The organism is Candidatus Zixiibacteriota bacterium, assembly GCA_035574315.1.
Taxonomy (GTDB): Bacteria; Desulfobacterota; Binatia; order UBA9968; family UBA9968; genus DATLYW01.
In genome coordinates this window covers 27,024-44,498 of sequence record DATLYW010000045.1, presented here as the reverse complement: position 1 = coordinate 44,498, position 17,475 = coordinate 27,024, and the positions used below count along the sequence as shown (strand labels likewise).

The 17,475-nt window shown below is 65.5% G+C and carries 16 protein-coding genes; 9 read left to right on the top strand and 7 right to left on the bottom strand.

Translation table 11 applies throughout. From position 1 onward, the window contains the following. Window positions 1-82 precede the first annotated feature (82 nt). From VNN77_15215 to VNN77_15200, 4 genes are read right to left on the bottom strand one after another with little or no spacing between them, the layout of a single operon-like run. Entirely contained in the window at window positions 83-2,356 is a 2,274-nt protein-coding gene (locus VNN77_15215) for a xanthine dehydrogenase family protein molybdopterin-binding subunit (protein ID HXG52745.1), read from the bottom strand. Then, window positions 2,353-2,841, bottom strand: coding sequence for a (2Fe-2S)-binding protein (locus VNN77_15210; GenBank protein HXG52744.1), 489 nt, complete (start codon window positions 2,839-2,841; stop codon window positions 2,353-2,355). Before VNN77_15210 ends, VNN77_15215 begins: the two co-directional genes overlap by 4 nt. Continuing rightward, a complete protein-coding gene (locus tag VNN77_15205) occupies window positions 2,838-3,734 on the bottom strand; it encodes a xanthine dehydrogenase family protein subunit M (protein ID HXG52743.1) in 897 nt (298 codons plus the stop codon). Before VNN77_15205 ends, VNN77_15210 begins: the two co-directional genes overlap by 4 nt. A gap of 37 nt (window positions 3,735-3,771) precedes the next feature. Next, window positions 3,772-6,372, bottom strand: coding sequence for a molybdopterin-dependent oxidoreductase (locus VNN77_15200; GenBank protein ID HXG52742.1), 2,601 nt, complete (start codon window positions 6,370-6,372; stop codon window positions 3,772-3,774). 517 nt (window positions 6,373-6,889) lie between these two features. On the opposite strand from VNN77_15200, the gene VNN77_15195 reads away from it, so the two are divergent. From VNN77_15195 to VNN77_15155, 9 genes are all read left to right on the top strand, one after another. After that, window positions 6,890-7,903: an ABC transporter substrate-binding protein gene (locus VNN77_15195; protein HXG52741.1), complete on the top strand. Its 1,014-nt coding sequence runs from the start codon at window positions 6,890-6,892 to the stop codon at window positions 7,901-7,903. Window positions 7,904-7,923: 20 nt separating this feature from the next. Then, window positions 7,924-8,337 (top strand): RidA family protein, encoded by a 414-nt coding sequence (locus VNN77_15190; protein ID HXG52740.1) that lies wholly within the window; start codon window positions 7,924-7,926, stop codon window positions 8,335-8,337. Continuing rightward, window positions 8,334-8,459, top strand: a complete 126-nt coding sequence (locus VNN77_15185) for a hypothetical protein (protein HXG52739.1) — start codon at window positions 8,334-8,336, stop codon at window positions 8,457-8,459. The genes VNN77_15190 and VNN77_15185 overlap by 4 nt, the downstream gene beginning before the upstream one ends. Before the next feature lie 50 nt (window positions 8,460-8,509). After that, complete coding sequence (locus VNN77_15180) at window positions 8,510-8,929, top strand: CBS domain-containing protein (GenBank protein ID HXG52738.1); 420 nt, start codon at window positions 8,510-8,512, stop codon at window positions 8,927-8,929. Window positions 8,930-9,140: 211 nt separating this feature from the next. Then, a complete protein-coding gene (locus VNN77_15175; protein ID HXG52737.1) occupies window positions 9,141-9,590 on the top strand; it encodes a ubiquinol-cytochrome c reductase iron-sulfur subunit in 450 nt (149 codons plus the stop codon). A 15-nt stretch (window positions 9,591-9,605) separates the two neighbouring features. Beyond that, window positions 9,606-10,868 (top strand): hypothetical protein, encoded by a 1,263-nt coding sequence (locus tag VNN77_15170; GenBank protein ID HXG52736.1) that lies wholly within the window; start codon window positions 9,606-9,608, stop codon window positions 10,866-10,868. Window position 10,869: 1 nt separating this feature from the next. Beyond that, complete coding sequence (locus tag VNN77_15165; protein ID HXG52735.1) at window positions 10,870-12,078, top strand: cytochrome bc complex cytochrome b subunit; 1,209 nt, start codon at window positions 10,870-10,872, stop codon at window positions 12,076-12,078. A gap of 11 nt (window positions 12,079-12,089) precedes the next feature. Further along, window positions 12,090-13,181, top strand: coding sequence for a c-type cytochrome (locus VNN77_15160; protein HXG52734.1), 1,092 nt, complete (start codon window positions 12,090-12,092; stop codon window positions 13,179-13,181). Between the two features lie 48 nt (window positions 13,182-13,229). Continuing rightward, a complete protein-coding gene (locus VNN77_15155; GenBank protein ID HXG52733.1) occupies window positions 13,230-14,006 on the top strand; it encodes a c-type cytochrome in 777 nt (258 codons plus the stop codon). On the opposite strand, the gene VNN77_15150 is transcribed toward VNN77_15155, so the two are convergent. Genes VNN77_15150 through VNN77_15140 form a run of 3 tightly spaced genes read right to left on the bottom strand, consistent with a single transcriptional unit; the run spans window position 13,996 to window position 17,358 of the window. Beyond that, the gene (locus VNN77_15150; protein HXG52732.1) at window positions 13,996-15,249 is read right to left on the bottom strand and encodes an AMP-binding protein; all 1,254 of its coding nucleotides are present in this window, start codon (window positions 15,247-15,249) and stop codon (window positions 13,996-13,998) included. The two genes, VNN77_15155 and VNN77_15150, sit on opposite strands and share 11 nt — an antisense overlap. Continuing rightward, window positions 15,242-16,570, bottom strand: coding sequence for an AMP-binding protein (locus VNN77_15145; protein ID HXG52731.1), 1,329 nt, complete (start codon window positions 16,568-16,570; stop codon window positions 15,242-15,244). The genes VNN77_15150 and VNN77_15145 overlap by 8 nt, the downstream gene beginning before the upstream one ends. Further along, complete coding sequence (locus VNN77_15140) at window positions 16,567-17,358, bottom strand: hypothetical protein (protein ID HXG52730.1); 792 nt, start codon at window positions 17,356-17,358, stop codon at window positions 16,567-16,569. Before VNN77_15140 ends, VNN77_15145 begins: the two co-directional genes overlap by 4 nt. Window positions 17,359-17,475: the final 117 nt, after the last annotated feature.

Below are 17,475 nucleotides of genomic sequence, written 5' to 3'. Positions count from 1 at the left end.
GGCAAGGACTGCAAGATAACATGCGCCCGAGCGGTGGTTCAATTGCGTCTGGAGTCGACCCTCGAGGCTCTCGGCTCCAGGCTCAGGACGCCGGAGCCGACGCCGCGCGCGGCGGGGACCCAAGCAACCCGTGCACCGCTTCTCCCGTCATGGGGAGGCGGGTGACGCGGATGCCGATGGCGTTGCTCACGGCATTGGCGATGGCCGCAGCCACCGGGTCCAAAGAGCCCTCGGCGAAGCCCTTCGCGCCGAAGGGTCCGGTGGGCTCGGGATCCTCGAGGAGCTCGGCCGGCACGTCCTCGGGCATGTCGAGGGCGGTGGGAATGAGATAGGTCGCAAAGGAATCGGTGGCGACGCCGCCGTCGACTTTCACGTCCTCCATCAGCGCGTAGCCGATGCCCATCGCGACGCCCCCGTGCACCTGGCCCGCGGCGGTCAGGGGATTGATCGTGCGGCCCGGATCGCTGAACGTCACGTAGCGGAGCACTCGAACCTGTCCGGTTCCCTGGTCGATCTCGACGAGGGCGAGATGGACGCTGAAGCTGTAGGTCCCCGCCGGGCTCCCCTGGCCCGTCTCCGGATCCAGAGGGGACGTCGCCGGCACGAACTCGGCCGCTTCGGTCAAGATGTGAAAAGTGTGCCTGGCGAAGAGCTCGGCCAGAGGCAGACCGCGCTCGCGGAAAGCCACGACCCCGTCGATCAATCTCAGCTCTTCCATTGAGCAGCCGAAATCCCTGGCGGCCAGCTCCAGGACCCGTGAGCGGACCCTGGCGGCGGCCAGGCGAACGGCGTTGCCGGAGACGTAGGTCACGCGACTGGCCGAGGTCGACTCGCAATCGGGGGCGACCGCCGTGTCGTTGGTGATCACCTCGACGCGCTCCGCGCTCGTGCCGAGCTCCTCGGCGGCAACCTGCGCGAACATGATGTCGGAGCCCTGCCCGATATCGACGCTGCCGCAGGCGACGGTGACGCTGCCGTCGCGGTGCAAGCTCACCACCGCGGTGCTGCGTGAGGGAGTGCGGATGCTGCCGATGCTGCGCGTGCTGCAGCCGATGCCGAGGCCGCGCCGCTTGCCTTCGGGCGCCTCGCGCACAAGCGCACCGAGCGACCGTGCGGCGAGCCGCGCTCTGCCCAGCATCTCCTTGAAAGGCACGCTGGCTGGCAAGACCTGCCCGGTGCTCGTCGGCCGCGTGGTATCCAGGGCGTTGCGCATTCTGAGATCGATCGGATCCATCCCGATCCGGGCTGCCAGCTCATCCATCAAGGACTCCAGGGCGAAGGCCGCCTGAGGCACGCCGTATCCGCGGAAGGCGCCGCAGGGGACCGTATGGGTATAGACCGCGTAGCCGTCCGCTTTGATGTTGGGGATGAAATACGGACCCGCGACGTGCGTGACGGATTTGGTGATCACGGCCCGTCCTTCGAGGAGATAGGCGCCGGTGTCGCCCACGAAGGTCGCCTCGATCGCCAGCAGATTGCCCTCGTGGTCGGCCGCAAGCTTCATGTCGATGACATAGGGGTGGCGCTTGTAGCTGGCGATCAACGACTCGTCCCTGCGATAGCGCACTTTGACCGGCCGGCCGCTGTTGCACGCGAGCAGCGCCGCATAGCACTGCGCGTGCGGGCTGAGCTTTCCTCCGAAGCCGCCGCCGGTGGCCATCTGCCGCACGCGCACGCGGCTTTGCGGCAGCCCCAGCACGCGCGAGACCTCCTCCCGGTCGCGGTGAGCGTACTGGGTGGAGGACCAGACGGTCATTCCCCCCTGCGGGTCCGGCGCGGCGACGGCGATTTCCGGCTCGAGATAGGCGTGCTCGACGCGCTGGGTGAAAAACCTTCTTTCGACGACCACGGCCGCCCGGCCGAACGCCCGGGCGACGTCGCCGCGGCGGACTTTGAACCGGGAGCCGACGTTGCCGCCCGGATGCACCAGCGGAGCGCCGGGTTTCAGCGCTTCGAGGGGGTCCAGGACCGGCGTCAGGGGCTCGTAATCCACCGAGATCCGCTCCAGCGCCGCTTCGGCGGCGGCCTCCGTTTCGGCCGCCACGAGCGCGACCGCGTCACCGACGTAGCGCACGACGTCGCCGCACAGAATCGGCTGGTCCTTGACGATCGGTCCGACGGAATTTGCTCCGGGAACGTCTCGAGCGGTCAGGACCGCGACTACGCCGGGAAGGGCGCGAGCCGCGGAGACGTCGATCGAACGGATGCGGGCGTGAGCGTGAGGGCTGCGAAGCACTTTCCCGTGGATCATTCCCGGCAGGGCGAAATCGTCGGTGTATTTCGCCGCGCCCTGCACTTTGGCCCGCGCATCCTGCCGGGGAAGGGGTCTGCCGATGTTTCTTGGCCCCGAGCTCATCGCTTGTGTTTCCGGCGCAGGACTTCCGCGGCGGCGCCGACAGCCCGGATCGCGCTCAGATAACCCGCGCACCGGCACAGGTTCCCCGCGATGGCGGAACGGATGGTATCGACGGCGGGATCGGGATCTTCGTCCAGCAGCGACTTTGCCGCCATGATCATTCCGGGGGTGCAAAACCCGCACTGGACCACGCCGTTGTCGATGAAGGACTGCTGCAACGGGTGAAGTTCGTCGTCGGCAGCGATTCCTTCGATGGTGGTCACGGATCTGCCGTCGCACTCGATGCCCAGGACCAGGCAGGAATTGACCGCGTTGCCGTCGACGAGCACCGTGCACGCGCCGCAGTGGCCGGTTTCACAACCGCTTTTGGTGCCGGTGAGTTGGAGGCGATACCTCAAGAGTTCGAGAAGCGTCTCGTTGGGCGGGACCAGGAGATCGTAAACCCGGCCGTTGATCGTGATGGAAACGTCCTGCGCTCTGCTCATGTCGCGCCCTCCGGGCGGATTTGGCCTGCCAGATCGGCGAGCGCCCGGCCGACGAGGACGCCGACCATCGCGCGCCGGTAGGAGGCGGAGCCGCGAAGATCGTCGATCGGCCGGGCGTCTTCGGCCGCAGCGACTCGAGACGCGCTTTCGATGGCGGACCGGTCGATGGGGCGACCCGCCAGGGCCTGCTCGGCGCGGCGCGCACGAACGGGCGTGGGCGCAACAGCCCCCAGGGCGATACGTACCTCCTGCCATCTTTCCTGGGCGGCGTCGGGAACGGCAACAACCGCGACGCTGACGATGGCGATGTCCTCCGGTGCGCCGCGCGGCCCGAGCTTCAAGAACACGCCGCGGCTTCGCGGCGGCATTTCCGGAATGACGATCTCGGTCAATAACTCGCGATCCGCCACGGTCCTTTTCGGCCCGACGAAGAATTTCTCCAGGGGCAGCTCGCGCCCGCCGTCTCGCCCGACGAGCTTCACGCGCGCGTCGAGCGCGAGCAGGGGCGGCGCACCGTCGGCGGCGGGCGACGCGTTGCAGAGGTTGCCTCCGAGCGTGGCGCGGTTGCCGATTTGCATCGAACCGAGCGTTCCCGACGCCTGGGCCAGAACGGGCCAGCCCTCGCGCAACAGGACCGAGCGGGCGAGCGCACGGGCCGTGACCGCTGCGCCCACGGAAAGCCCGGCGTCCTGAAGTCGAAGGGCGTTGAGCTCGGGTATCCACTTGACGTCCATGAGGGCCCGGGGAAGCGCTTTTTTCTGCTTCAGGGCGACCAGCAGATCGGTTCCTCCGGCGTAGGGAAGGACTTCGCCGTCGAATCTCGCGAGAACGGCCAGCGCCTCTTCCAGAGAGGAGGGCCTGTAATACTCGAAGGGCGGCAGGACTCCGATCATCAAAGCTCCAGGATCGTCCTGGTTTCGACTCCGCCCGTCACGGGACGTCCCGCGCTCTTTCGATGCGCACCGGCGCGCAGGCGTCCAGATGTCCCGAGAACGTGTCGATCCAGGACATCTCGTGAGGGACCAGAGAATTGTAGTGGACCCCCTTGCCGCGCGCGGCAGGCTCGCCCCGGCTCCAGCGGCCGAAGCAGGCGGCGATCCCCAGGACCTCGGGATGGATCCCCTGCGTCAGCCTGACCGTACCGGTCGCTCGTTTCCCGTCGCAGCTCTCCACGACCACCCGATCGCCGTCGGCGATACCCTTTCTCCGGGCTGTGTCGGCGTTCATGATCAGGCGATAGCCCCACGGGTGGTGCGTGGTGATCTCGTCCAGCCACGGGTTTCGCTCGGTCGTCGAAAAAGCATGGAAGCCGAATTTGAAATTCACCGCCATCAGGTCGTAACCGCGATCGCGCTGCGCAGCGGCGGGGCAGGGCTTCCAGAACGGCAGCGCCTGGTAGCCGGAAAGGTCCCAGTCGAGCCCGGCCTCCCTGATCAGCGCCTCGATTTTCGGCCGCACCTCCAGGAAGTGCTCGAAATAGACGGGAAGGCGCGGGAGCCGGTGCACCGCCCGCGGGTAACGCTCGCCCAGGCTTCGCGGCCAGGCGACAAGGCCGTGCTCCCTGAGCCAGTCGAGCCCGCGATCGTCGCCGAACGCGGATTTGGCGCTGCGATCGAGGATTTCTTCCCAGTGGTAGATCCGGTTCTCCTCGAGCCTGTGCTCCTCCCTCAGGCGTAGTTTGGCGTTCAGGGCGGCGTTGATCTTTTTCCCCAGCCGCAGCCGCTCCCCGAACTCGAGAAACAGCTGAGCGATGTGCTTCACTGCCGGGGCGGGTGCGGTTCCCGGCTGGCGCAGGGTGAAGTACCAGTGGTCTCCGGTGACCCAGCCGCGCAGGCTGTTGACGGGAAAATCGAGCCGCTCGAAGGTGTGCTGCACCGGCAGCACGATATCCGCCAGCTCTACCGTCTCATCGATCGTATGAGCCAGCGAGACCATGAACGGGACCCGGCCGAGAGCCGCGGCGAGCTTTTCGGGGTTTGCGGCCACCATCACGGCGTTCGACGAGCAATGGACGATCATCTCGGGCCTGTAAGGAAGCAGGCTGGCGTAGTCCGAGAGGCCGAAGGCAAGCAGCGGGCGCGGGCTTCGCCCCACGGGAAACAGCTCGCCGAGATCCACGGTCTCGGGAGCCTTCGGGGCCCTTGCCGGATACGGCCGGCGGTTCCCCAGCTCGGGACCCGAGGTTACCAGCCCCTCCGGACCTTCGCCGACGCGGAACCTGCCGTGCGGCCCGACCACGTTCGTGCTGAGATTGCCGCCGGGCACGTCGACGGCGCCGACGACGACGTTGAGCAGCTGAACGGCGGTGCTGGTCCAGACGCCGTGCATGTGCGCCGCCAGGCCGCGACAATCCGGGAAGGCGCACACGGGCCGGAGCGGCAAGCGCCGTCCCTCGATCACGATGGTGCTCCCGATACCGGCGGACGCGGCGAATTCGCCGGCCAACCGGCGAATCGTTGCGGCGGGCACATCCGTTACGGGGGCGACCGCTTCGGGGGAGTACTGGCGCAAGTGGTCGCGCAGAAGCTGAAACGCCGGCCGGCATGAGTTGCCGCCGATCTCGTAATTTCCCAGCAGCGCGGGATCCTCCGCGGCGTCGTAAGGGCCGGCCGCCCCTTGCGCACGGTCCCAGACCATGGGCTTGCCGCTCGCGTCCCGCTCGTACCGCCCGTCCTCGCCGACCAGATAGCAGGCATTCGTCTGCGCGCGGAGGAATTCGGCGTCGTACACGTTCAGCTCGTTGAGAAGAACGTTCAGCATGGCGAGCGCCATGGCTCGATCGGTGCCGGGCCGGATGGGAATCCACTCGTCGGCCTTGGATGCCGTGGGCGTGCAGACGGGATCGCAAACGACGAGCTTCATCCCGCGCCGCCGTGCCTCGGCCATGGCGCCGGCCGCTTTGATCGTGTCGTGTCCGACCATGGCTCCCTTTTGAGAGCCGAACAGCATCAGATAGCGACAGTGCTCGAAGTCCGGCTCGGTGTGCATCGACCCCGTGTTCAAATAGTTGGCCCAGGTCTTGGCGCCGAACGGAGTCCCGGTGCCCGCGTTGGGAGTGCCGAAGGCCTCGGCAAAGGCGCCGATCACCGCGTTTACCGACTCGGGATCGCCGGTCCCGGAAAGAATGACGAGCTTTCGCGGGTCGTCTTCCAGAACCCGTCGCAACCGATGCACTACGATGTCCAGCGCTTCCGCAGGCTCCACCGGCTCCCACCCGGGGTCGACGCCGATGCCTTTTACCGGATTGGTTCGCTTGAGGGGAACCAGGACGCGGTGAGGATCGTAAAGACCCATCACCGCGGCAATGCCCTTGGCGCAAATCCGTCCGTAGTTGTGGGGATTCCCGGCGTTGCCCTCGACTCCCACGACCACGCCGTTTCGGACTTTGAGGACGATGCCGCAGGTATTGACACAGCTCTGACAGACGCTCGGAATCCGGCGGGCAGGCGGGCCGGCCCGTGCCTCTCCGGTTTTTTCCGTGGCGGAACGAGGGCGGGGCAAAAAAGACTGCAGCGTCCGGGCCAGGCTCATCTGCGCGTCTCGCCGGGGAAGATGAGATCGATGGAATCGTTCGGGCGCAGAGCAGGATGCATGCCATTTCGGCAAGGCAGCGTTTTAGCACACCGTTCGGCAAAGGCTATTTCCAGAGTCTGAGAAAAAAAGCGTGCTGTTTCCCTTCGCCGGGAAAATACAGAGGTACGTGCAGAAAGAGCGGTTCGACGAAAGAGACCACAACGGGGAAATTATCGGCCCGGATTTCGCGCCGCGTGAGGTCCAACGCGCGAGCCAGCGCGCGATCGAGCTACGCGACTTTGGCGTCGGCGAGCGTGCACACAGATTGCGTAAGTTTGCGCTTGAACATCAGGGTCAGAAAAGCGTTTCCGGCCGGGACGGTCGCTGGTCTCCAGTGATCAGGTCCGGTGCGATCTCGCCGGGACCGTAGCAGCAGGAGATGGCGATGGCATCGAAATTGCGGCCGAAGTAAGGTTTGCTGTCTTCTTAACCCGAGACGTAATCCGCTTGAAGGCAAAGAAGGAAGGGGGAGAAGATGAAAGCTCGGTGGGCTGCACGGAAGCTCGGACTGTGCACCTTCGGTCTTGTCATCGGACTCGTTGGCCTTGGTTTCGCGTCGGTAAGCTTCCTGGATGCCGCGGCGCCGACGGTCCGAGTGGGATACCCGCAGCCGAGCGGCGCGCAGCTTCCGGTCTGGGTCATTCCCGAGGCGCGAACCGACCGGCGCTACGGCATCGAGGTCCAGGTGATCTATGTGTCGGGAGGGGCGCGGCTGACGCAAACTCTGGTATCGGGGGACATCGACATGGCGATGACCGGAGGAGCGGTGGTGAACGGCATCCTGAGCGGCGCCGATCTGGTGTATGTCGCGATGGGAGTGCCGACCTACGGCTTTTCGGTTTACGCCAGGCCGGAGATCAGGGACCTGTCCGACTTGCGCGGCAAGATCATCGGCGTCATGACCAAGGGGGCTTCCTCGGACCATGCCGCCACGGCGCTGATTCGACAACAGCGAATGCGCCCGGGAGAAGACGTGAAGTTCCTTTACCTGGGCGGGGTGCGGGAGATTCTGGCCGCTCTGGACAAGGGCATCGTTCCGGCGGGCGTCATCTCCTCGCCCACGACTCTGCTCGCGCGTCGTTTGGGCTACAGGGAGCTGGTGAATATCGCCAGCCTCAAGCTTCCCTACGTTCACAACGCGATCGTCGCGCGCCGCGCTCTCCTCCGGCAACATCCCGAGGTCGTCAGGTCTTTTCTGAAAGCCTATATCGCGGCAATCAAGATTGCGCGGGACGATCCGCAAACGGCGAAAAAAGCGCTCGCCCGGTTCCTGGCGACGGACGACGGGGCTGTCCTCGAGGAAGCCTACGAGTCTTACCGCTTCCTTTTTCCCAGGATCCCTTACATGACGGAAGAGACGATTCGCTCCGTCCTCTCGGTCACCGACCATCCGAGGGCGCCGAAAGCCGATCCCAAAGAATTTTTCGACAACCGGTTTTTGAAGGAGCTGGAGGACAGCGGCTTCGTCAGGGAGATTTACGGGAACTGAAGCGCGCACAGGAGCGAGAGATGCCCGTCACCATCGTCAACCCGGCGCAACTGGTCCGGCCGAAGGGCTACAATCACGGGTTCAAGGTTCCGGGAGGAACCAACATGCTGTTTCTCGGCGGGCAGGTTGCCTGGGACAAGGAAGGCCGGCTCGTCGGCGAAGGCGATGTCGTCCGGCAGTTCGACAAGGCGCTGGAGAATCTCCTGCAGGTCGTCCGGGAGGCCGGGGGGCAGCCCGAAGACATCGTCAAGCTCAACCTCTACGTTACCGACAAACAGTCCTATCTGGGCTCATTGCAGGAGCTCGGCCGGGTCTACCGGAAGCACATGGGCAGACATTTTCCGGCGATGACGCTCGTCGAGGTCAAGGGCCTTTACGAAGCGGGCGCGATGGTGGAGATCGAGGGCGTGGCGGTCGTCCCGGGCGAGGGTTGAGCGGCTTCGAGTCCGCGGCGACCGGGAACGAAATCGGGATTCATTGCCGGGGCTGGCCGCGCGAGCTGCTCTCGCACACGTACCTGTCGGACATCGTCGGCGCTTCCGGCGATCAGGCGTGACTCTACGGCGTGATCGGCAGCGCGGTTGCCGCAGCCCGGAGGAATTTCCCATGCCATCGGAAGAGCAAGTTCCCGTTCGGGCCATCATGGTCAGAGACGTCGTCACCCTCGAATGCGACGACGTCCTCGACGTCGCGGACGATATCATGACGCTCGGCCGGATACGTCATCTGCCGGTACTCGAGCAGGGGCGGGTGGTGGGGGTCTTGAGCCAGCGCGACCTGTTCCATTCGGCTCTCGTCAAGGTTCTGGGGTTCAAGCATCGGGAGCAAAAGGATCTGATGAAAACCGTTCGGGTAAAGGAAGTGATGAGCAAACCCGTCATCACGATATCGCCCGACGCGTCGATCAAGGAGGCGGCCCGTTTGCTGATGGAAAAAAAGATCGGCTGTCTCCCGGTGGTGGAAGAGGGGAAGTTCGTCGGGATGGTGACCGAGACGGACATCATGCGCTACCTCGCCGAGCACTGAACCGCCCTCGACACGACGGCCAGGATTTTCTCACCGGTAGGAATCGTCGGTTGATTTTTCTCGATTCCTTGAAAGATCGCAGATGACTTTCCGGGCGGACAACGGCCGAGGCTGAAAAATCCGGGAAAATATTGGCGCTCCGGCATCGGGTGGAGCTCGCGCGTGGTACGAAGTTTGCGCGGCCGTAGGGCCGAAAACTTCGAGGACGGCGATGCAAAAGCTTTCGCGCCAGGAATTTCTCGTGCGCCTCGCCTGGGGAAGCGTGGTCGCCCAGGCGGCGCTGATGGGGTTCGGCTCTTTCCGGTTTCTCATCCCGGATCGGGTGTTCGGTCCTCCCACGATGTTCAAGATCGGCAAGCCGGAGGACTTTCCGCCCGGAACCCAGACATTTCTCCGCGAGAGCCGGGTTTTCGTCGTGTCGAGCGAAAAGGGAATCAACGCGATGTCGGCCGTGTGCACCCATCTCGGCTGCACGGTCGGAAGAGTCGAATGGGGATACCAGTGCCCCTGCCACGGCAGCAAGTTCGATTCCTACGGGCGCGTGCTGGCGGGTCCTGCGCCCACGCCCCTGCCCTGGCTCAGAATCTTGCAGGGTCCCGACGGGCAGCTGGTGGTGGACACCTGGCGCCCCGTGCCGAGAGGCACGTTCTTCAGAGCCTGAAGGGCTGCGCGGGAAATGGCCGGGAGGAAGCGCGCGCCTGCTGCTTTGGTCGTGGTGCTGCTCATCGCTTCGGGGCCGGCGTGCGACTCCCCGCCGGCCGGCCCGCCGCCTTTTCCTTCCGCGGCTGAAGCCGGGCCGGCAGCCGCCCCGGATTCCGGAGCGCCCGATCGAGCGCGCGCCCCCGACAACGTAACGGAACAAGGGGAGTTTTCTCTCGCGAGGCGGTTTCCGCGCCAGGGCGTGTTGCTGGCGCTGGAACGGTGGGACGCGACCACGATGGTCGTTCGGGATCTCGCAACAAGGGAGAGCGTCCAGTTTGCGCGGAAGGCGACCGGCGATACGGTCGCTTCGCTCGCCTCGGGTCGGCTCGCCTATCTCGTTCGCGAGACCGTGAACCCGTCCGGGAACTACATCGAGGTTCTCGATCTCGGGCAGCGACATCGTTCGATCAGGATCGTGCCGGCCAGGGATCTCGCCGTCCTGGGATTTGCGCTCAGCCCCACCGGGGAGCATCTCGGTTACGCCGAAATCGATCTCCGCCGCAGCCGCAGCGAGCGCGTTTTTTGGCGCATTGCGGTCGTCGATCTGCTGCGGCGCGATTTTCAGGTCTCCCTCGTTCCGGAAAAGACGCATCTTTCGGGCGGCGTGGTCCCCGTACCGTTCGCCTGGTCCCGCGCGACCAGGGACCTTTATCTCCAGGGGCTGCAACCCTTTCGCGGCATGGCGACCCAGGGCATCTGGTCGATGTCTCCGAACGGCTCCTCGCTCCGGGAAATTCTGCCGGAGCCGTCCTACACCGGCCTGCCGCGCCTTTCTCCCGACGGCGCCAGCCTGGGTTATCTGAGCAGCCATCCGGAGTCACTGCCGAGGAGCGGCGCGCTTGCGGGGGGCGCGCCGCCCGGCAATGTGCTCTCCGTGATGGACTTGAGGACCGGGCAGTCCACCATCGTCGCGAAGGAGACACAGGCCGTGTTCGGCGCGCAGACCTGGTCCGCGGCCGGAACGGAAATCGTCGTCAGCCGCCGACGGTGGCTCGACGGACGCTTTCGCGACGCGGACTTGCTCAGGGTGGAGCGAGGCTCGGCAGCCGAGCTGCACCCGCTCAGGCCGCCGCCGGACAGAGTCGCCGGGATCGAGGAATGCTTCGGGAGCCTTTTGTGGGTGGAGGAGCGCCCCGGGGAATCAAGGCTCGTGGGGTCCGTGTCCGGCGCGGCGCCGGCCACGTTGCTCGCCCTTCGTGAAGAGAGAATTCGGATCGTCGGCTGCTGGGGAGCCTAGGTTGGCGGGAAGACTCGGACGGATTTCCTGCGCCGTCGTCAGCGCGTGGCGCGACGCGTGCGGGCGTGTGTATCGATCGGTATTTCGCGGGGACTATCCGCAGACGCTCAAGCAGCAGCTGGCCGTCGTGGTCAACAACTTGATCCTGCACGTCCATCCGTCCAGGGTGTTCCAACGCAGCATCCGGCCGGCGACCACCCTCGGTCTGGGGCTCATCTGTCTCTACCTCTTCATCATCGAGTGGATAACCGGCATTTTCCTGATGTTCTATTACGAGCCGTCGACCGGCGCCGCCTACGGACGAATTCTCGATCTGAATTATACGGTCGCCTTCGGCAGGGTCATGCGCAATCTTCACCGCTGGGCGGCGGAAGCCATGGTGGTCGCGGTCGCGGTGCACATGTGCCGGGTTTTCTACACCGGCGCCTACAAGCCGCCGAGGGAGTTCAACTGGGTGCTCGGCGTGATCCTGCTGGTCATGACGCTGGCGCTCAGCTTCACGGGCTATCTGCTTCCCTGGGATCAGCTCTCCTTCTGGGCGATCACGGTCGGCACCAACATCGTCGGCTACGCGCCGTGGCTCGGCCCCAAACTTCGATTTCTCCTGCTCGGCGGCGACTCCGTCGGGAGCGAAGCGTTGCTCCGGTTCTACACTTTGCACGTCATCGCCATTCCCGCCGTGACCGCGCTCTTGGTGAATTATCACGTCTGGCGCGTGATCAAGGACGGCGGTCTCGCCCATCCTTTCGAAAAAAACCCCGAAGCTCATCGCACGGAGCCCGTCCTTCCCACGTTCCCGACGGTGGTATACCTCGAGCTTCTGGTTTTCGCCGTGCTCATGGCCGGGCTGCTGGCGGCCTCGATCGTGTTCGATGCGCCTCTCGAAGAAGAAGCCAATCCGCTGCTGCCCAGCAACCCGTCGAAGGCTCCGTGGTACTTTCTCGGCCTGCAGGAGCTCGTGAGCTATTCCGCGTTCTGGGGCGGCATCATGGTGCCTACGCTTCTGCTGGTTTTCCTGGTTGCGCTGCCGTACGTCGACCGCGGCCCGGCAGGGGTCGGAGTCTGGTTCTCCCGGGAGCGCATCTTCATGATCGTGGTCTGGACGGCGATCCTGATCGCGATCGTCGTCTTGACGGCGATCGGAGTGTTTTTCCGCGGGCCGAACTGGAATTTCTACTGGCCCTGGGAGAACTGGCCGGGCCCGAACTGAGCGAGGGCGCGATGGAAAGATGGCTCGGACTGGCCAATCTGTGCCTGGCGCTGGTTCTCGGCTGGGTCTTCTGGGACAGTAGCGGGCGGGAATGGACGGGCTATCAAGAATCGTACTACCGGTTGGCCGCGGCGCTCACGACGAACGAGGCGGTCAAGGAATGGGCGGCGGGTCAACGGCTCGAGATCAAGCAGCTGCAGCCAAAAGAGCTGGGCTCGGTGGAGCGCTGCACGTCCTGCCACCTGGGGCTGGACGACGCGGCGATCGGCTCTCTGGCTCAGCCGCTGGGAGCGCACCCTGCTCTGCTGAAGAGTCATCCGCCGCAGCGCTTCGGCTGCGTGGTTTGTCACGGAGGAGAAGGCAGAGCCGTCACCACGCTCGATGCGCACGGTCAGGGAACGATCCGCGCGAGATCTTTGTTGAAGCGAGAGTACATGCAGGCGGCGTGCTACGGCTGCCACGGCGAGGACAGCCTTGCGCCGGCGGAGATCGCTGGCGTCATCCGCGGCAGGCGACTCGTCAATCGCTACTTCTGCCTGGGATGCCATCGCATCGACGGAGAAGGAGGGGACGAAGGGCCCGATTTGAGCGCCGTCGGCAGCCACCGCGACTGGCTTTGGCTGTACGCGCACCTCGCGAGACCGCAGGGAGTAGTCGCGGGGTCGACGATGCCGGTTTATGCGATGACCCGGGAAGAGATACGCGACATCACGATCTATCTGATGACGCTCCGGGATACCCGGGACCGACTGAGAACCGCGGCGCTCCAGGTCAGAAGCGCGTCCCTTTCCGGTAAGCCGCCGCTGCCGGCGCGGGTCGAGGAGCGATCGAAGGTCGCCGCGGGCGACGCGGTCGAGCGCTTCCGGTATTCGGGTCGCGCGCTTTTCCGGGGCGCGGGTTGCAGCCTGTGCCACACGGTCGGCAGCAGCGGAGGGGAGGTAGGTCCCGCGTTGACCTATATAGGTCGGAAGCGAAGCCCCGAAGAACTGGAGCAGTTGCTGCGGGATCCCGATCGGGTGCTGCCCGGGGGCAAGATGCCCCGCCTGTATCTCAACGACGAGCAGGTCAAGGCCCTGGTGGCCTACTTGAAGACCCTCGGCTGAGCCGGCGGCAAACCGGGTTCGAGAGCGCAGGGGAGGAAGGCGCTTGCGATGACCCTTCTCGGCAGAAGGCCAAAGAAGCTGGCGCTGCTGGTCGTTCTCTGCGGGGCCGGCCTGGCGGGATGCGTGCCCGCGCCGGAACCTTTCCCGAAAGAGAACGTCGCCGCCGCGGCGGCGAGGGGCCGACAGCTCTTCAAGCGGGAATCCTGCGTTTCCTGCCACGTGACCACGCTTGCTCCGCATGTGCCGGATGCGGCCGTCGGATTCGTGCCCGATTTGCGCAAGACGCCCAGGCGAACTCGCGACTGGTACCTGGCCTATCTCATTCGCCCCCGCGCCCTGCTTCCCTGGAGCCCGATGCCCTCTTACGGCTATCTTTCGGGGCAGGAGCTGGCGGCTTTGATCGCCTTTCTTCAAAGCCTGCCGAGAGCGCCCGCGGCAGGCGCGCCGGCGCCGGCCGCAAGCGTTCCCGAGGCTCCGAAGAGTCTCTCCGCTTACAGGGCGGGGCGCGCGGTTTACCGGACCTACTGCGCGGGCTGCCACGGGGAGTCGGGCAACGGTGCGGGACCCGTGGGCCACCTCCTTTCTCCAGAGCCGCGCGATTTTACCGACGCGATCTGGATGAACAAGCAAACGGAGTCCTATCTCTTCTCGGTTATCACGAACGGAAAGCCGGAAACGGCGATGCCGGGGTTTGCGGATCTGCTCGGTCCCGCCGATCGAGCTCTGGCGCTCCGTTACCTCGGCTACTTTGCCAATCCGGTGGCCAGAGAGCGGATGGAGCTCGGCTTTCTCCCGGCGGCTCCGCCAAGCCAGCTCAGTCAGTGACCTTGGACTGGAGGTAGAAAAGCCCGTTCGGGTCCATGGTCGCGACGATCCTCGTGCGCAGCCACCCGTCGCGCACGTGTTTCTCGGCATCCTCCGCCGTCTCGTACCCGACCGCGACCATCGGCGATTTGACTCCGACCTCGGCGTATTCCACGGTCTCCCACGGAACCCGCAGCGGCTTTCCACTGGACGGGTTCAAGGGCCAGACATCGACGTTGGTCAGAGGCATGCCCACGGCGGCGTCGAGGTACCACGTGGGATGCGACGAGAGAACCGGACCGGCCTGCTGGGAGCCGTAACTGAGAAGCGCGGGCTTCTCCAGCAGGTTTCGAAGCCTGGCTCGCCCCATAACCGTAAACGGCTCATTGACCGACACGAACAGTCCGCGAAGCGCCGTCCTGATCGCCTGCACCACGGGCTTGTTTTCGGGGTGATAGAGCTTTCTTGCCTCGAGCCGGGGAACGATCGCGTATACCGGACGGTGCCTGACGATCGCTTCGGCGGTAACCTCCGGATCCTGCAGCCCGGCGAGCAGGCAGCTTCCCCCGCGAAACAGGATCGGCAGAAGAGCGTACAGCCCTTCCCAGCGGTGCAACGGCTGGAGCCCGAGCATCACGTCCTCGGCGCGCAACTGGACGAAGGCGCTCCACGAGACGGCTCCCGCGAGCAGGGAGGCGTGGCTGTGGTAAACCAGGCGGCCGTCATCCATCGCCACGGCGACGGCAGGCGCCTGGAAATCCTGTCGCCCGCGGGGAGGGGAGATCTTCGATTCCTTCTCCAGAAGCCGGTCGAGCAGGATGACGCGCGGTTCCGAAGCCTCCGTCTGCAGTTTCCGCTCGATGTCCGCCTCGCCCGCGACAACGGCGTCGGCGCCGAACCGCCGGCACTGATCCGCCAGCGCCGGCGCCGGCAGGGAAGGATCCGCGACGAAAACGACCCAGCGGGCCTTCAGCGCGCCGAAGAGGAGCTCGGCGGCGCACATGGGCCGGCGCGTCACCACAGCGACTCGGGCAGCCCGGCCGTCGGAGAGCGCGAGCAGGGCTCTACCGATCCGATCCGCTTCGGCGCCCAGCCGCCCGTAGGTCACGGCGGCATCGCCCGTCAGCAGCGCCGGATGGTCCGCTCGTCGCCGTGCGGGTCGCGCGATCAAGCCCTCGTCCAGCGACATGCCCGGAATTGCGAGGTAGCGATAGACGTTTTCCGGCCAGTACCCCGCCGTCAGGCCGACAGCTCCCTTAGACATCTGAGCCTCTCCAGTCCTTTTCCTCGATCACTGCGATCCCCTTCCACCGCTCCGGCAATCGCTCGGTCCATTCTGCGCTGGCTTCGATTCCGAGACTTTCCTCGATGCGCGCCCGCAGGCGCCTCCCCAGCCTTTCGGAATCTCCGTTCGGGGTTTTCTGGATCACCAGGCGAAGCGATCTCGAGCTCCTGTCGCCGCGAAGGAGCGCGAACGGGACGCCGATCAGCTCCGGCACGTCGTCCAGGCACAAGCGTACGTCGTAGGGAAAGATCCGCGCTCCGGCGACGTGCACCGCGTTGGCCCAGCGGTCGTAGACCTCCAGCCGCGGCCAGGTTCTCCCGCACGGACAGGGTTCGGGAAGAATTTCGCCGACATCGCCCGAATCGTAGCGGATGTAAAGGGAGCCGTGAGGAATCAGCGACGTGACGACCACGGTGCCGCGCGCGCCGGGAGGCACGGGGGCGCCGTTTTCGGGATCCACGACCTCCACGTAACAACAGTCGAGAAAGAGATGGTGCCCGCAGTGAAAAGAGCATTCCATCGCGGTCAGCGCCTCGGGATTGCCGAGCCCTTCGAAGACATCGGCTACGCCCAGCTCCTCTCTCAGCCGATCCCTGCCGCGCGGCGTCATGGGGGCACCGACCAGGACCAGGTGGCGGACGCCGTTGAAGGCCTCCCGCGGCTCGATTTCGCGCCGGCGGCACTCCGCCAGGAGGGCGTAGAGCATCGGAAGGAACATGGAAACGAACTGCGGCCTGAGATCTCTCAAGGCGTCGAGAAAATTTCCCGCGTATCGAGGCAGGAAAGTTCCCCACGGGATCACGCAGGTTGCGCCGAGACGCTCCAGAGCGCGGCTCTCCTGGACCGCCAGGCCGTGCCACGCGGGTGCGGCCATGAGCGCGCGCATTCCCGGACGCAGTCCTCCCCACCAGCAATAGCGGGCCAGCGAGTCGCCGCGAGCGGAGCGCCATTTCCCGGAAAGACAAAGGAAAGCCGAGCCGAGAGTGCCGGACGTCATGCACAGGGCGGCGGGATCGGCGGGGTCCCGGAGCTCCATGCCGGCGCAGAAGCTTCCTCGTTCCTCCATCTCGCGAAGGACATCCCTCTTGGTGAACAGAGGCAGCCGCGTAAAATCTTCGAGGCTCCTTATTTGATCCGGGCGCACGCCCGCCGCGTCGAACCGCCGGCGGTAGAAAGGAAGATGCCGGTAGGCCCGATCCACGACCTGCTTCAGCTTTCGATACTGAAACCGGCGCAGACGCTCCCGGGGCCAGGTATCCATGTCGTCGAAGCGGTCTTGTGGTCGATCGGCCGGGGTCATGCCGCGATCCTCTGGTCGCGAGGGCGGAGCGGGCAGCCGGAGGAGACCACCGTTCCTCTCGCCCGGCTGAGATAGCGCAGGGTCGGCAGGCTTCTCGCGAACCAGTTGGTGACCAGGAGCGGGTCCTTTCTGAAATTGCCGCTCGGTTCACCGCCGTTCTCCAGGAAATAAAGGTCGTGGGGCGAATGGAGCAGGCGGCAATGCGGGCACTCGACGGCCAGAAACATCGCGATGTCGATGCGAAGCAGGCGGTACACCGGCACCCCGAAGATATCCTCGTATCCGGCTTGATCTTCCCGCGACAGGATTTCCTCGTTCTGCGCCACGACCAGCGCGCTCGAGCAATCCGCGTACGAGAGGCGCTTCCGGCTGATCTCGGTCGCCAACGGATGGAGGCACTCGGGCCGGACGAACATGACGCGAGGGCGGACGAACCGGAGAATCTCGACGGCTCGCGGAGCCATGTTGGCGGTTCCGTCGTTGCAGATCGGCAGGCAGCCCAGGATTTCCGCGGCGCCGCGTCCGAGGTAGGGCGTGAAGAGGGAAGAGGCGAGATAAGAGAGGGGGCTCGTGCCGTAATCGAAGACGGCGATCCGGTCGCCCTTCGTCACGCCGAGCAGAGACCAGCACCGGGCGAGAGCCCCGGCATAGGTCCTCAGAACCGAGGGCTCGAAGCCGACGTAAAGCGGCGGGTCGACGTCGTACTCGGTTTGCAGCACGACCGCCGGCGCGTCCCTGCCGCACCACCGCAGAGAATAGGGATCGCCGGAGGCGGCGCGTTCGGCCACAAGCTCCTCGAGGCGGGTCGCGGGGACGTCCCGGGAAAAAGCTTCCTCGTCCCGGATTTCCCGGGCGCGGAGGTCGCGAAGCTTTCGCCGGAAAAACGGCGAGGCCGAGGCGGACTT

What these genes read in the sequence shown, in the direction of transcription:
- VNN77_15215 (HXG52745.1), bottom strand. Translation starts at nt 2,356, where the DNA reads ATGAGCTCGGGGCCAAGAAACATCGGCAGACCCCTTCCCCGGCAGGAT.
- VNN77_15210 (HXG52744.1), bottom strand. Translation starts at nt 2,841, where the DNA reads ATGAGCAGAGCGCAGGACGTTTCCATCACGATCAACGGCCGGGTTTAC.
- VNN77_15205 (HXG52743.1), bottom strand. Translation starts at nt 3,734, where the DNA reads ATGATCGGAGTCCTGCCGCCCTTCGAGTATTACAGGCCCTCCTCTCTG.
- VNN77_15200 (HXG52742.1), bottom strand. Translation starts at nt 6,372, where the DNA reads ATGAGCCTGGCCCGGACGCTGCAGTCTTTTTTGCCCCGCCCTCGTTCC.
- VNN77_15195 (HXG52741.1), top strand. Translation starts at nt 6,890, where the DNA reads ATGAAAGCTCGGTGGGCTGCACGGAAGCTCGGACTGTGCACCTTCGGT.
- VNN77_15190 (HXG52740.1), top strand. Translation starts at nt 7,924, where the DNA reads ATGCCCGTCACCATCGTCAACCCGGCGCAACTGGTCCGGCCGAAGGGC.
- VNN77_15180 (HXG52738.1), top strand. Translation starts at nt 8,510, where the DNA reads ATGCCATCGGAAGAGCAAGTTCCCGTTCGGGCCATCATGGTCAGAGAC.
- VNN77_15175 (HXG52737.1), top strand. Translation starts at nt 9,141, where the DNA reads ATGCAAAAGCTTTCGCGCCAGGAATTTCTCGTGCGCCTCGCCTGGGGA.
- VNN77_15170 (HXG52736.1), top strand. Translation starts at nt 9,606, where the DNA reads ATGGCCGGGAGGAAGCGCGCGCCTGCTGCTTTGGTCGTGGTGCTGCTC.
- VNN77_15160 (HXG52734.1), top strand. Translation starts at nt 12,090, where the DNA reads ATGGAAAGATGGCTCGGACTGGCCAATCTGTGCCTGGCGCTGGTTCTC.
- VNN77_15155 (HXG52733.1), top strand. Translation starts at nt 13,230, where the DNA reads ATGACCCTTCTCGGCAGAAGGCCAAAGAAGCTGGCGCTGCTGGTCGTT.
- VNN77_15150 (HXG52732.1), bottom strand. Translation starts at nt 15,249, where the DNA reads ATGTCTAAGGGAGCTGTCGGCCTGACGGCGGGGTACTGGCCGGAAAAC.
- VNN77_15145 (HXG52731.1), bottom strand. Translation starts at nt 16,570, where the DNA reads ATGACCCCGGCCGATCGACCACAAGACCGCTTCGACGACATGGATACC.